This window comes from Bowmanella sp. JS7-9 (assembly GCF_004329715.1).
In the GTDB taxonomy this organism is placed as follows: Bacteria; Pseudomonadota; Gammaproteobacteria; order Enterobacterales; family Alteromonadaceae; genus Pseudobowmanella; species Pseudobowmanella zhangzhouensis.
Genome location: NZ_JXSY01000011.1, coordinates 360,212 through 374,625, shown reverse-complemented (window position 1 = coordinate 374,625; position 14,414 = coordinate 360,212). Strand labels below are relative to the sequence as shown.

The window sequence follows — 14,414 nt, the reverse complement described above, 5'->3', positions numbered from 1 at the left end:
GCGCCCTTTCGTCATCACATTTTAGCTTAGTGATCCTGTGCCTGACCTGCACCCACCGGAATACGGATGTATTCAACCATATCCTGTACGTGCTGTGGCGGTTCCGCCGTCATGCTGGATACAATGTAGGCAACTGCAAAGTTCACGATGGCACCAATTGCACCGAAGGCGTTGGGTTCGATCCCCATAAACCAGTTGCTGCCCCAGCTTTCCAGATACGTCCACTCGGGAATAAAGAACAAGCCTTTGTGCTGGAATACATAGAACAGGGTGATAAAGATACCGGCGATCATACCTGCTATAGCGCCTTGCATATTCACACGCTTACTGAAGATACCCATCATCAGTGCCGGGAAGATAGACGACGCAGCCAGACCAAATGCCAGTGCCACCGTCCCAGCCGCAAATCCGGGTGGATTTAACCCCAGATAGCCAGCCACGCCGATTGCACCAACCATTGCCACACGGCTCCACATTAACTCACTCTTCTCATCCATATCCGGCTTGAGAATACCTTTGAGCAGATCATGGGAAATTGCTGAAGCAATCGCCAATAACAAGCCCGCAGCAGTAGACAATGCGGCTGCCAGACCACCGGCGGCGACCAAAGCAATCACCCAGTTAGGCAGTTTGGCAATCTCAGGGTTCGCCAGTACCATAATGTCGTTATCAACTTTAACCATTTCGTTGGTGGCTTTATCAGCAGAATACTGAATGCGGCCATCACCGTTTTTATCTTCAAATGCCAGCAGACCAGTCTTTTCCCAGTTTTTAAACCAGGCTGGACGCTCGTCATAGGCAATGTTCTGACCCGCTACCGGCTCGATAGTCTGGTGCAGATTTAAACGTGCCATCGCTGCTACTGCAGGTGCTGTGGTATACAGAATCGCGATAAAAAGCAGGGCGTAACCGGCTGAAGAACGTGCATCTTTTACCTTTGGTACCGTGAAGAAACGGATAATAACGTGGGGCAGACCCGCCGTACCGATCATCAGTGACATGGTGTATACGAACATATTCAGGGTATCGCCGCGCTTACTCACCGTATACTGTGCGAAACCTAACTCTGTAACCACCTGATCGAGACGATCCAGCATATAGACACCAGAACCATCCGCCATAGTGCTACCCAGACCTAACTGCGGCAGTGGGTTACCGGTCAGTTGCAGTGAGATAAATACCGCAGGAATGGTGTAGGCCAGAATCAATACACAGTATTGAGCAATCTGAGTGTAGGTAATCCCTTTCATGCCACCCAATACAGCGTAGATAAACACGATCGTCATACCGATATACAGACCCATGTCATAGGACACTTCCAGGAAGCGGGCGAACGCAACACCAACCCCTTTCATCTGACCGATAACATAGGTCACCGAACAGATAATCAGACACACCACCGCAACGACGCGCGCAGCGTTAGAGTAGAAGCGATCACCGATAAACTCTGGCACAGTAAATTTGCCGTATTTACGCAGGTACGGCGCCAGTAACATAGCCAAAATTACGTAACCACCGGTCCAGCCCATCAGGAACACCGAACCGCCGTATCCCATAAAGGCAATCAAACCTGCCATGGAAATAAATGATGCGGCTGACATCCAGTCCGCAGCTGTGGCCATACCGTTGGCAACCGGGTTAACCCCGCCGCCCGCGACATAGAATTCTTTAGTGGAGCCGGCACGCGCCCAAATAGCGATACCGATGTACAGCGCAAACGTTGCACCCACCACAATGTACGTTAAGGTTTGTAAATCCATTGCGCTGCTCCTCAGTCTTCGTTCACGCCGTATTTGGCGTCAAGCTTGCCCATGGCTTTGGCGTAGTACCAAATCAGCACAAGGAAGGTGTAAATGGACCCCTGCTGTGCAAACCAGAATCCCAGTTTGTATCCGCCCAGCTGGATGTTGTTTAGTGCATCAACGAACAGGATGCCGCATCCAAAGGATACGACAAACCAGATGATCATAAGCTTGACCATCAGGCTGACGTTCTCGCGCCAATAATTTTTGGCATCTTCTTCACTTCTGAAAGCCATGACTGCTCCCCTTATTTGGTTTTTTATCGTGTAACTTCGCGCGTTGCCCGTCACCCGCCCGGGTACTATTGCGCACGTTTTGTACTGTAGATGGTGTTAATCAAGTGTTAAATCAGACCTTAGTCGTAACACTACAGGGGCAGATTCTGTCTGTGATACAGTGACTTATTGATTAAAAAAGGGAACAACTCATGGCGTTAGGTTGGGTGGCAATTGCCCTGTTGTATCTTGCAGGTCTTTTCTGGCTGGCGCGCTGGGGCGACGCCAATTCACCGACAGCGAGAAAACTGACCGGCCATCCATTAACCTATTCGCTGGCGCTGGCAATTTACTGCACGGCATGGACTTATTTCGGGGCGGTAGGCGAAGCGGCACGACATCAATGGGACTATTTACCCATTCTGCTTGGCCCGGTGTTGCTGTATCTGTTTGGCTATCGCTTTATCTATAAACTGGCGCTGGTCAGTAAAAAGCAACGCATCACCACCATTGCTGACTTTATCGCCTCGCGCTACGGCAAACGTCAAACAGTCGCGTTGCTGGTCACCCTGATTGCACTGTTAGCAACCATTCCCTATATCGCCCTCCAGCTCAAAGCGATTGGTTCGGCATTTTTATTGGTTTCCGGCGAAACAGAAGCCAGCGGCATCGTATTTTTGGCGGCTTTATTTATCGGTATCTTCGCCATCTACTTCGGCACCAAACACGCAGATGTGACCGAATACCGCCGCGGGCTGATGCTGGCCATTGCGTTTGAGTCATTGATTAAGATTCTTGCATTGGCAGCGGTGGCGCTGGTTGCCTGGTGGGTGTGGCATAGTTCAGATAATGCCCTGCCAGTGGACGCAATTATCCAAAGTTACAGCCTGCAGGGGGTAAGCTCCTTGTCGTTCTGGCTACAGACCCTGATCGCCGCTGCGGCAGTGATCTGTCTGCCACGTCAATTCCATGTTTCGATTATTGATAATCTCGACTTAAAACATCTGAAAATTGCGCGCTGGACTTTCCCTCTATACCTGGCGGTATTGGCGCTCATCATCCCGGTGATAGCTACCTTCGGCCATGCTTTACTGTCGCCGGCACAAATCGAACCAGACACCTATGTATTGTCACTGGCCCTGCTATCGGATATTCCACTGATAAAAATGCTGGTATTTTTGGGTGGCTTATCTGCCGCCACAGCGATGATCATTGTCGCGACGTTGACGCTTTCAACCATGATCACCAACGATGTGATTCTGCCTAAATATCTGGCCTCACGTAGTCATATCGGCAGCGGATTTACCCCAACAATTCTGGCCGTAAGGCGTTTAACCATTGGCATGCTGCTGTTGCTGGCATATTTATATAATCAGCAAATGACCGGCAGTAAATCACTGGCGTCAATCGGTTGGATAGCCTTCTCACTGGTGATTCAGTTGCTGCCCGCCATTGTCGGCGGCTTGTACTGGAAGCGCGGCCATGCCCATGGGGTGTATGCCGGGCTGTTAGCCGCCATGTTTACCTGGGTGTTATGGCTGCTGTTACCCTTGCTGACTGACGCGGCCGTTGTGATACAAAACCATGTGATTGTGCAGGGCGCGGTGCTGAGTTTAATTGCCAACTGTCTGGCCTATGCGTTGTTTTCCATCACCTCACAACCCCGTTTAATCGATCGTATCCAGGCCCAGGCCTTTGTGGCGCCTAAAGATCCTTACCTCAATGCCGCTCTCAAACCGACTGCCAACACCACCGTCGCGGATCTGATAACCCTGCTGACTATGTTTCTCGGAGAGCAACGATGTGCGGTATTTCTCGACGACTACAACGCCACCGTGGATGAGCACCTGACCGCCCAGCAAGCACCGACCGATGACTTTCTGCAGTTTTGTGAACGGGCGCTGGGGGGCGTAATAGGCGCTTCCAGTGCCAAAGCCATCATTGACAGCGCCATCGGTGGCCGCAAGCTGGATTTCGAGGAAGTGGTGAATTTCTTCGATGACACCACCGCCGCGCTGAAATTTAATATGAGTGCGCTGCTTACCTCGCTGGAAAACTTAGATCAGGGGATCTCGGTGGTAGATCGCAATCTTAATCTGGTTGCCTGGAATAAACGTTATCTGGATCTGTTCAATTATCCGGATGGCATGATCCGAGCGGGCATGCCCATTGAACATCTGGTGCGCTACAACGCCGAACGCGGTGAGTGCGGCGTGGGTGAAGTGGATATGCTGGTCGCCAAGCGTATGGAGCATTTGCGACAAGGCACACCCCATCGCTTTTTACGTCAGCGCAGCGATGGCAAAGTCATCGAAATGGTCGGCAATCCGCTGCCCGGGGGCGGCTTTGTTACCTCGTTTAACGACATCACCGCGCACATCGAAATTCAGCAGGCACTGGAAGAGGCCAATATTGACTTGGAAAACCGCATTCAGAAACGCAGCGAAGAGGTACACGCGATTAACGCGGAACTTCGCAAAGAAATCGAGCGCCGCGCTGACGCTGAAAAGGAAATCGTCAATGCGCGCAAAGCCGCGGAACACGCCAATGCCAGTAAAACCCGCTTCCTGGCGCTGGCCAGCCACGACATTTTACAGCCGCTCAACGCTGCCAAACTGTATTTGAGTTCATTGCAGGAATCTCAGTTGCGAGCTAACGATCGGGAAGTATTAGACAAGCTCAATGACAGTGTATTGGCCAGTGAAGCGTTAATCGCTACCTTGCTGGATATTGCCCGCCTCGATCAGGGGGATTTACAACCCAAGCCCCACCCCTGCTCACTGCGAAATGTTATGCAGTCGCTGGTGCATGAATTCAGTATGAAAGCAGAACACAAAGGTTTGCGCTTACGCAGCCATATTCCGGATGTGTGGGTCAATACCGACCCCACCTATTTGCATCGTATCGTACGAAACCTGTTATCCAATGCCGTTAAATACACCGAACAGGGCGGCGTAATTATCGCCGCGCGCAAACGCGGAGAGCATATTTTACTGCAAGTGTGGGACAGTGGCTTAGGCATCGATCGTGACGAACAGAGTAAAGTCTTCAATGACTTTTATCGGGTGGAAAACAGAATGCAGCGTGGCCTTGGCCTCGGCTTAAGTGTCGTTGCCCGTCTCGGTCAGCAATTGAACAGTCCGATTTCAGTGCGTTCAGTCAGCGGCAAAGGCAGTTGCTTCTGGTTTGAGCTGCCCATGTGTGCCGCAGAGAAACAAGTCAGCGACGTTAGCCGGGTTAATAAACTTGGCCTTAGCGGCCTAACCGCCCTGGTGGTAGATGATCAGCGCGTTAACCTGGATGCAATGGAAACGCTGTTACACAAGTGGAAGGTGAAATCCCGCGTGGCCAATAATGTCTCGCAGGCCAAAGCATTGGCAGAGGAGATCCCACCCGGTATGTTATTGGTGGATTATCAGCTGGGTGATAACCAAAATGGCCTGCAACTGATTCAGGATCTGCGCCGTGATCGTGACGATTACCTGCCGGCGATACTGATTACTGCCAATCGTGAAGAAGAACTGATCGAAGCGTGCAAACAACAACAGGTCAGTTATCTGAGCAAGCCAGTTAAACCGGCCAAACTCAGGGCACTGATGCAAAGTTTACTAGTGAAATAAGCAATCCCTCTGCATGTCATGCAGAGGGATCTTTTACTGCCAAATTTGGCGGGGGTTCAGTCTGACCGCGCAGCTCTGGCTTGTTACGGACGCAAAATCACTTTACCGTCACTTTTGTGCTCGGCGTAGTGTTCCAGTGCGGGCATAAAGTCATCAAAGCCATATTCACCACGGATATCGGTATGAAATACGCCCTCAGCAAATAATTTCTGCACCTGGCGGCTGACGCTAAGCACCTTGAGCGGCGACGCCTTTTTCATAAAGTCCGCCAACCAAAACCCTTCAATCTTGATCCGGCGAAAGATCACATCGGCTACACTGAAACGGCCCCCTAACGGATCGCGGGTTTCCTGTAGACGTCCATAGACAATCGCCGTACTGCCTGCCGGCATGGCACGCAATACTGATGGCGTATCCATATCCGCTACGGCATCCAGTAACACTCTGGCGCGCCATTCATGGGCCAACGCCTTCAATTGTTCGGGGTAATCATCATCCGTAGTGAGTAACACCGCATCCGCCCCCAGTTCACGCAACACTGCCACATTCGCTTGACTACGCACGGTGCAGATGGTTTTCACCCCCTGCATTTTCGCCAAACGGATCAGGCCTTTACCCACCTGACTAGCCGCCGCATTGATTACCACCGCCTGAGTACCGATTTCCTTGGCTCGGGCTAACAGGCATACAACAGTACAGGGATTCACAATCAAGGTAGAGGCCTGCACATCGTCAATATCTTTGCGCACCGGCAAGCAATAACTGGCCAATGTCGTCACATATTCAGCCCAAACTCCATCAGCGCCGGGCGTGGCGGCAATCGCAACCCGTTTGCCTAACAGCCATTTACCGTACAGGCCTGCGTTGGCAGCCACTACCACGCCGCATCCCTCGAAGCCGGCAAACGCCGCATCCGCGGGCGGAACGCCATATTGGCCACGCAGATAGACCAGATCGGACGGGTTGACCGGCGAAGCAAGAACCTTGACCCTCACCTCACCTTTGTTTAGTTGTGCTAACGGCTTGCTGACCAATGCCAGACGCTGACTAAATGGCGCGTCGACATCGTCAATAAAGCGCAGCGCCAATCCTCGATTTTCCGCCATTACTGCATATATCCTTTGGGTAACTTAACCATGCCTGCCACACCACTGTCGATGGCAGCCTGCGCCACCGCGCGTGACACTTCAGTGCGTAAGCGCGCATCCATAGGTTTAGGAATAATGTACTCTTTACCGAACGTCAGGCTGGTGCAATCACAGGCCTTCAACACCGCGTCAGGCACCGGTTGTTTGGCGATATTACGAATCGCATCCACCGCCGCTACTTTCATCTCGTCATTAATCTTGGTCGCACGCACATCCAGCGCGCCGCGGAAGATAAATGGAAAACACAGCACGTTGTTAACCTGGTTTGGATAATCTGAGCGGCCGGTCGCCATAATCAGGTCATCACGCACCCCGTGGGCTAACTCAGGTTTGATTTCCGGATCCGGATTTGAGCAGGCAAATACCACCGGATTGGCAGCCATCAGTTTGAGCGTTTCAGGTGGTAACACATCCGGCCCCGACACCCCGACAAACACGTCGGCGCCGTCCATCACATCTTCCAGCGTGCGCTTGTCGGTATTATTTGCGAACAGTTTTTTATGTTCAGTCAGATCATCACGGCGGGTATGGATCACACCGCGGCGATCCAGCATATAAATCCGTTCGCGCTGTGCGCCACATTTAATCAGCAGTTCCATACAGGCCACTGCCGCCGCGCCAGCCCCCATGCAAACTATGGTGACGTCGTGTAACGCCTTACCCTGAATTTCCAGCGCGTTGAGCATGCCGGCCGCCGTTACTATCGCGGTACCATGCTGATCATCATGAAATACCGGCACATTACAGCGCTTAATCAATTCCTGTTCGATTTCAAAACATTCCGGCGCTTTAATATCTTCCAGATTGATCCCGCCGAACGTATCAGCAATATTCGCCACCGTATTGATAAACTCTTCCGGGGTACGATGACTCACCTCGATATCGATCGCGTCTAATCCGGCAAAGCGTTTAAATAACAGCGCCTTACCCTCCATAACTGGCTTGGACGCCAAAGGGCCCAGATTGCCAAGGCCCAATATCGCCGTACCATTGGAAATCACCGCAACCAGATTACCTTTGGCGGTATATTTGTAGGCATTATCCGGATTCGCGGCGATCTCGCGCACCGGCTCCGCCACACCTGGCGAATACGCTAGTGCTAAATCTTTCACAGTTTCGGCCGGTTTAGTCAGTTCGACACTGATTTTCCCTGGCGTCGGTTTGGCATGATAATCCAATGCCTTTTGTTTGAAATCAGACATGATTGCCTCGGTCGGTTTGTAGGGTTTTATGATTATTTTTGTGTGGCGCGCGAGTCTAGCACAGCCTTTTTAACCAACTTATCAGAGCAGTCTGTGTTTGCCTATCAGTAAACCGAATAGTGACTATTAACAGGCAAAGTCTGCCAACTAAATTCGCGAAATTGGTGAGCCTCTGCATACTTAAGCTGTGGTCTTATAAAGGAAAGTAGCGGTGACGGACACAGCAGCGCAGCAACAAAAAATCGTGCCTATCTTCTCTGGCGGCGGTACCCGTCTGTCAGCGCACATAGGTATTTTGCAGGCCTTACTGGAGCTGAATTATCGCTTCGACTCGTTGGTTGGCGTGTCCGGCGGCTCCATTGTGTCGTCATTGTATTCTGCCGGAATGTCGTTGGAGGACATCAAGCGATTGGCACTAAACACCGACTTTCGCCAGTTCCGCGAGTTTTCAATTTTGCGTTTGTTGTTTGAGGGCGGGCTGGCCTCTGGTGATTTCTTCGAAGAATGGATGGATGAGCAACTGCAAGGCCGAACTTTCGCCGATATTCCCATGCGCCTGAATATTCTTGCTACCGATCTGAACAGCGGGGCTCCGGTTATTTTTAACCGCGAGCGTTGCCCCGACCTCAAGATTTCTAAAGCAGTGCGTTATTCCATGTCGATTCCGCTGATATTCAGTTTTAAAAAATATCAGGACAGTCCCCTGACCGATGGGGCGATTCTGGCCGAAGATGCGTTATTCGATGATTGGAATGGCGATGGCACGCCTGGTGTTTGTTTTCGACTTAAAAGCAATCAGGATGGCCGCAAACCAAATAAGATTCATTCATTGGTTCCGCTTAAACATTACGTTGAACTGTTAATCCGCACGTTTATGACCGCGATATCCCGCGAATATGTCAACGCTCAGTACTGGCACAATACGGTAGTAATCAACACCGGCGAAGTATCCGCGGTCGATTTTAATCTGACAAAAGACGCCAAAAATCAGCTATTTGAAGTGGGCTATCAAACCGCTAAACAATATGTACCGCTCAAACTGCACAATATTTATCCCTATCGGCAGGGCAGTAGCCTGCAGGCATAAAAAAAGGCGCCAAGGGCGCCTTTTTCGATATCAGTTCCGGGCTTATTTCTTGCCCAGTACACCGAAACGCTTGTTGAAGCGATCAACACGGCCACCGGTGTCAACGTTACGCTGCTTACCAGTGTAGAAAGGGTGACATGCTGAACATACGTCCAGGTTCAGGTCTTTGCTCAGAGTAGAGCGGATTTTCATGGTGTTACCACAAGAACAAGCAGCAGTGATTTCGTTATATGCTGGGTGGATATCTTTTTTCATGGGGAAGCCTCATCATTTGGCCCGTATCGCCACTTATCCCGAAGACAAGCACCATACGTTATTAATACACAACCGGCCGAAGCCGACGTCAAAAATTCAGGGCGCGAATCATAAGGAAATACTGTGTGTAAATCAAGCAATCTTTGCCAGCTCGAAACGCCCCATGACGTGTCCGGCACATTGCTTTATAGTGCGCCTATTCGCGTCGCTAGTTAAGAATTATGTCCCACCTGATTGCCGAAATTGCCGTTCCCGTCCCTATGCGTCGTAGTTTTGATTACATAGTGGAGCAATCCGTTGTGGAGGGCGCACGGGTATGGGTGACATTCGGGCGGCGCAAAGTTGTCGGCATCGTACTTGCAACCAAGTCACACAGCGATGTGGATGAAGCCAGGCTAAAACCCATCGATGCTGTAATAGATACACACAGTGTATTCGATACCGATTTATTCACTTTGCTGCGTTGGGCCAGTCAGTATTATCAACATCCCATTGGTGAAGTGTTGCACAGCGCTTTACCGGTACGTTTACGCGATGGTGAGTCCGCCGAAGCCCCGCCGTTAGAGTACCTGCGCCATTGCGTGGACCTGACCGACTTCGACTGGCAAAAATTGAAACGCGCGCCACGCCAAAAGGTGCTGCTGGAATGGCTGGCCACAGGTCAACGCCCGGCCAGCGAGGTGCGTCAATCGTTCAGTCAAAGTTGCATAGATGGCTTACTCAAGCATCAATTTATTGAGCAATTTGAAGCCTATCCCGAGTCACAACAGCATTGGTGGCAGGGCCTGTCAGTCGCAGACAAACCGACGCCGAATCTGGAGCAATCATTAGCAATCACCGCGCTTGTCGCCATGCATAACCAGTTTGGCATAGCCCTGCTGGAAGGCATTACCGGCAGCGGTAAAACCGAAGTGTATTTACAAAGCATTGAACCCCTGCTGACAGCGGGGCAACAAGTGCTAATTCTGGTACCCGAGATTGGCCTCACCCCACAAACCGTGGCGCGTTTTGCCAATCGCTTTAACGTACCGGTAGAAATGCTGCATTCGGGTATGACAGATAAAGAACGGTTGTCGGTTTGGCGACGCAGCAACGAGGGCGAAGTCGGCATCGTCATTGGCACCCGTTCGGCTATTTTTACCCCGTTTAAACGGCTTGGCATGATCGTCGTGGACGAAGAACATGACAACTCATTCAAGCAGCAGGAAGGCTTTCGTTATCATGCACGGGATTTGGCCGCCATTCGCGCGCGTCAGCTGAACATTCCGGTTTTATTAGGCAGTGCCACCCCATCACTGGAGACCCTGCACAACGCTATTTCTGGCAAATACCGGCATCTGGTATTACAGGCACGTGCCGGCAACGCCAATGTAGCGAGCCAGCATTTGCTCGATATTCGCGACCAGCCAATCTTGTTTGGTATCGCCAGTGGCATGGTGGAGCGAATGCGTGCTCACCTTACGCAGGGCAATCAGGTCATGGTATTTCTAAACCGTCGTGGCTATGCGCCCTCGCTGCAATGTCATCATTGCGGGGCAGTTGAATCGTGCCAACGTTGCGACCGACCCTATACCCTGCACCGCTTTTCTAATCGATTGCATTGCCATCATTGCGGTGACCAGCAATTTGTTCCGCACAGTTGTGGCAGTTGCCACGCCCATAACATGATCACCCAAGGCGTCGGTACTGAGCAATTGGAGCAGGGCTTGAGCGAACTGTTCCCGGAATATACGGTGATGCGCATCGACTCAGACAATATGCGCAGCAAAGTGCGCCTGCATCAGACGCTGGAGGACATCAACAGCGGCAAATGCCAGATCCTGGTGGGCACACAAATCCTCGCCAAAGGCCATCATTTCCCCAGGGTGACACTTGTGGTGATCGTCGACGTGGATGGCGCACTATTTAGCGCAGATTTCCGCGCGGCGGAAAATCTCTCACAATTGATCACTCAGGTGGCGGGCAGAGCTGGACGCGCAGAGCACCCGGGCGAAATGTGGTTACAAACCCACCAGCCAGGCCATCCGCTGCTGCAAGATTTACTGTTGAATGGATATGGGCATTTTGCCCGTCTCACGCTGGATGAGCGTAAGGCTGCCGGATTACCGCCATTTAGTTGTCAGGCGTTATTACGCTGTGAAGCCCACGATCAGGAACAAGCCTATGAATTTTTGCGTCAGGCACGGGATTGCTTTGCCAGTTCGCAGGTTGAACTGCTCGGTCCGATTCCAGCTCCGCTGGAAAAACGCCAGGGTCGCTTCCGTATGCAACTGCTGGTGCAATCTCCCCAACGTGCCGTATTACAAAAGCAACTATTTACTGCTCTGCCTTCCATCGAATCCCTGTCGCTGGCTAACCGCGTACGCTGGTCCGTGGACGTAGATCCACAGGATTTTAGCTAACGCCAAACTGCTGATTTTTTTACAAAAAAAAGTGACTTTTGAATTTTGTGTCTACTATTGAATATGTGCCTCTGGCAGGCATAGAAAACGATAACCAATAAAGTTCAGAGGCCTCATATGGATAGCCTGCAGTTTTATCGTCAGCTCAAAATCAAAACCAAATTGCTGGTGCTGGTTTTAGGTGTAGTACTGATCAGTGTATTAACCCTGTCAGCCCTGAGTATTCGCGATCTGAATCGCTCGTCTGACGCATTGCTAAATGCGGCAGAGAGTCAGTTACGTGACGCCGTGGTGCGTCGTATGCAACTCACCGGGCAAGCTGCCGCCGATCAGGTCCTCAACCTGATCAATACTTCTTTTGCTGTGCCACTGTCATGGGCGCAGACTCTGGGTGATTCAGCACAACCAGCCACACCATTGGAGCGCATGCAGGTGCGGGATCTTACCCGCTCGATGTTAGCCGCCAATCCGCAACTCAGCTCTTTATATGCGCAGTTCGAACCCAACACCTATGACAAACAGGATGCCAACAATCAGGGCAATCTCGAGCACAGTTCTAACAGCGGTACCCTTGAGGTGTATTGGGTTCGTGAAGGTGGTGAGCTTGTGTTTTACCCAAGTGAAGACCCAGAAGAAAAATACGCCAGTGAGCGGGATGAAAATGGTCTGCGAGAGGCAGAGTGGTATCTGTGCAGTATGGAGTCGGCCAAACCTTGTGTGATGGATCCATATTTGTACGAGATTGAGCCCGGCAAGGAAGAGTTGATGACCACCTTGGCGGCGCCCATTCTGCAAAAAGGTAAATTTATTGGTCTGGTGGGTGCAGACATTAACCTGCCAATTATTCAGCGTTGGTTGACAGAGCAATCGCAAAGTTTTTTCAACGGTAAATCGCAGTTGACCCTGATTAGTCAGCACAAGTTACTGGTGGCCTCTACTGAGTTTCCGGACGGTCTGGGCAAGCGTGTTGATCAGGTCGCAACAAAATTAACACCGCTACTCAGCCAAACCAACAGTACATCGACCGAGGGCGACACCTGGCATGCGGTGATGCCGTTGGACATCGCGCCTACTGGCGTGACTTGGAAACTCGTTGTCAGTGTGCCCCGAGAACTGGCGTTAGCCGCTATTGCACAAATGCGTGAAGAGAATCAAAAGATTAATACCAGCAGTCAGCGCTTTATTATGCTGGTCACACTGGTGCTGCTGGCGATTGCCGTGGTATTAGCAATATTACTGGCGAATAGCTTGAGCACCCCAATCCGTCAGGTTTCCGACTCGGTCAACAATCTGGCCTCTAATGAAGGGGATTTAACCCAGACCATCGTGGTTAACAGCCACCGGGAACTGATTTACCTGGCCGAGGGCTTAAATCAGTTTATCGCCAAACTACGAGACATGATAACGGCACTGAAAGACGTTTCCCGTGAACTGGGAGAGGACGTGCGTAGTCTGGACCAGCGCGCCCGACACATGCGCGCTGAAACCGACAAACAGGAGAGCAATCTGACCAATGTAGTCGCCGCCATCACCCAAATGTCAGCCACTGCCAGCGAGGTAGCGCAACTGGCTACTGGCACAGCGACACACTCGCAAGACAGTGCCCGATTGCTTAACGTGGCTAGCGACACATTCCGCCAGAATATGCAGGAAGTAGACAGCTTGTCGGCGCAGATGGAAAAAACCTCCGATCAGATTTCTCAGGTGGCCTCGCGCAGTAATGATATCACCGGGATTATCGTCACCATCCAGGGGATTGCCGAACAAACCAATTTACTGGCGTTAAACGCCGCGATTGAGGCTGCACGTGCAGGCGAACAAGGCCGGGGATTTGCCGTGGTGGCCGATGAAGTAAGGAATCTGGCCGCCCGCACCCAATCATCCACTGGCGAAATTGGCAGTCTAATCGAGTCATTGCATAAAGACGTGGATACTGCGGTTAAAACCCTCAGTACGATTCAGCAATCTGTATCCGGTACCGTGGACAAAACCCGCAGCAGCTTTACTCATCTTACCGAGGTGCAAAGCAGTATTGCGCAAATCAGTGATTACGCTTTACAGGTGGCCACGGCGGCTGAACAACAAAGTACCGTCAGTGAAGAAATCAACCGGCGGGTGGTTGCCATCGGTGATGGTAGTAAGCATTTGTCTGAATTAGGTGATGATTTGGAAAATCTGTCGCAGCGAATAAGCCGGGTGGTAGAGTTAATGAACGGACAACTAGGCAGATTAAAATCATGAGTGAATATCAGGTATCAGGTAGCTGTTTATGTGGTGAAGTGCAATATCAAATCAGCGGGCATATGGGTATGTTTCAATACTGCCATTGCTCCCGCTGTCGCAAAGTCACCGGCAGCGCCCACGCCAGTAATCTGTTCGTCAAACCCGAACAGTTTCGCTGGACACAGGGAGAAGAATTCGTTGGCCGTTATGAACCGGCCACGACCAAATATTTTGCCACCTGCTTTTGTAAAAAGTGTGGTTGCAACCTGCCATGGCTGAGCAAAAGCCATAAAGTGGTCATTATTCCTGCCGGTGGATTGGACGGCGATCCGCAAATTACCCCCAGCCAGAATATATTCTGGGGTTCGAAAGCCTGCTGGTATAGTGGTACCGAGCAGCTACCGCATAACGAAGAAATGCCTCCACGAGGATAAAAAAACCGGCCAGTGGCCGGTTTTTT

Annotated in this window: 10 protein-coding genes; 5 read left to right on the top strand and 5 right to left on the bottom strand. The window is 51.3% G+C overall.

Going from position 1 to position 14,414, the window contains the following annotated elements; all coding sequences use genetic code 11:
- Positions 1–26 precede the first annotated feature (26 nt).
- Positions 27–1,760, bottom strand: a complete 1,734-nt coding sequence (locus TK45_RS07160; RefSeq protein WP_131257953.1) for a sodium:solute symporter family protein — start codon at positions 1,758–1,760, stop codon at positions 27–29.
- A gap of 11 nt (positions 1,761–1,771) precedes the next feature.
- A complete protein-coding gene (locus TK45_RS07155; protein ID WP_131257952.1) occupies positions 1,772–2,038 on the bottom strand; it encodes a DUF4212 domain-containing protein in 267 nt (88 codons plus the stop codon).
- A 191-nt stretch (positions 2,039–2,229) separates the two neighbouring features.
- Between TK45_RS07155 and TK45_RS07150 the strand changes: the two genes are divergently transcribed.
- Positions 2,230–5,637, top strand: coding sequence for a sensor histidine kinase (locus TK45_RS07150; RefSeq protein WP_131257951.1), 3,408 nt, complete (start codon positions 2,230–2,232; stop codon positions 5,635–5,637).
- An 83-nt stretch (positions 5,638–5,720) separates the two neighbouring features.
- On the opposite strand, the gene TK45_RS07145 is transcribed toward TK45_RS07150, so the two are convergent.
- Positions 5,721–6,743: a zinc-binding dehydrogenase gene (locus tag TK45_RS07145; RefSeq protein WP_131257950.1), complete on the bottom strand. Its 1,023-nt coding sequence runs from the start codon at positions 6,741–6,743 to the stop codon at positions 5,721–5,723.
- Positions 6,743–7,987 carry a malic enzyme-like NAD(P)-binding protein gene (locus tag TK45_RS07140; RefSeq protein WP_131257949.1) on the bottom strand — a complete coding sequence of 415 codons (1,245 nt, stop codon included), beginning with the start codon at positions 7,985–7,987 and terminating at the stop codon, positions 6,743–6,745. The genes TK45_RS07145 and TK45_RS07140 overlap by 1 nt, the downstream gene beginning before the upstream one ends.
- 211 nt (positions 7,988–8,198) lie before the next feature.
- Between TK45_RS07140 and TK45_RS07135 the strand changes: the two genes are divergently transcribed.
- Complete coding sequence (locus TK45_RS07135; protein WP_131257948.1) at positions 8,199–9,074, top strand: patatin-like phospholipase family protein; 876 nt, start codon at positions 8,199–8,201, stop codon at positions 9,072–9,074.
- Positions 9,075–9,116: 42 nt separating this feature from the next.
- Here the strand turns inward: TK45_RS07135 and rpmE are convergent, their stop codons facing one another.
- Positions 9,117–9,329, bottom strand: coding sequence for a 50S ribosomal protein L31 (rpmE, locus tag TK45_RS07130; protein ID WP_131257947.1), 213 nt, complete (start codon positions 9,327–9,329; stop codon positions 9,117–9,119).
- A 221-nt stretch (positions 9,330–9,550) separates the two neighbouring features.
- On the opposite strand from rpmE, the gene priA reads away from it, so the two are divergent.
- From priA to TK45_RS07115, 3 genes are all read left to right on the top strand, one after another.
- Positions 9,551–11,731: a primosomal protein N' gene (gene priA, locus TK45_RS07125; RefSeq protein WP_131257946.1), complete on the top strand. Its 2,181-nt coding sequence runs from the start codon at positions 9,551–9,553 to the stop codon at positions 11,729–11,731.
- Positions 11,732–11,848: 117 nt separating this feature from the next.
- Positions 11,849–13,972 carry a methyl-accepting chemotaxis protein gene (locus tag TK45_RS07120; protein WP_131257945.1) on the top strand — a complete coding sequence of 708 codons (2,124 nt, stop codon included), beginning with the start codon at positions 11,849–11,851 and terminating at the stop codon, positions 13,970–13,972.
- Positions 13,969–14,388, top strand: coding sequence for a GFA family protein (locus TK45_RS07115; RefSeq protein ID WP_131257944.1), 420 nt, complete (start codon positions 13,969–13,971; stop codon positions 14,386–14,388). The genes TK45_RS07120 and TK45_RS07115 overlap by 4 nt, the downstream gene beginning before the upstream one ends.
- The last annotated feature ends 26 nt before the right edge of the window (positions 14,389–14,414 follow it).

Excerpts from the sequence above, each read along its gene's own strand:
- TK45_RS07160 (WP_131257953.1), bottom strand. The coding sequence starts at position 1,760 with ATGGATTTACAAACCTTAACGTACATTGTGGTGGGTGCAACGTTTGCG.
- TK45_RS07155 (WP_131257952.1), bottom strand. The coding sequence starts at position 2,038 with ATGGCTTTCAGAAGTGAAGAAGATGCCAAAAATTATTGGCGCGAGAAC.
- TK45_RS07150 (WP_131257951.1), top strand. The coding sequence starts at position 2,230 with ATGGCGTTAGGTTGGGTGGCAATTGCCCTGTTGTATCTTGCAGGTCTT.
- TK45_RS07145 (WP_131257950.1), bottom strand. The coding sequence starts at position 6,743 with ATGGCGGAAAATCGAGGATTGGCGCTGCGCTTTATTGACGATGTCGAC.
- TK45_RS07140 (WP_131257949.1), bottom strand. The coding sequence starts at position 7,987 with ATGTCTGATTTCAAACAAAAGGCATTGGATTATCATGCCAAACCGACG.
- rpmE (WP_131257947.1), bottom strand. The coding sequence starts at position 9,329 with ATGAAAAAAGATATCCACCCAGCATATAACGAAATCACTGCTGCTTGT.
- priA (WP_131257946.1), top strand. The coding sequence starts at position 9,551 with ATGTCCCACCTGATTGCCGAAATTGCCGTTCCCGTCCCTATGCGTCGT.
- TK45_RS07120 (WP_131257945.1), top strand. The coding sequence starts at position 11,849 with ATGGATAGCCTGCAGTTTTATCGTCAGCTCAAAATCAAAACCAAATTG.
- TK45_RS07115 (WP_131257944.1), top strand. The coding sequence starts at position 13,969 with ATGAGTGAATATCAGGTATCAGGTAGCTGTTTATGTGGTGAAGTGCAA.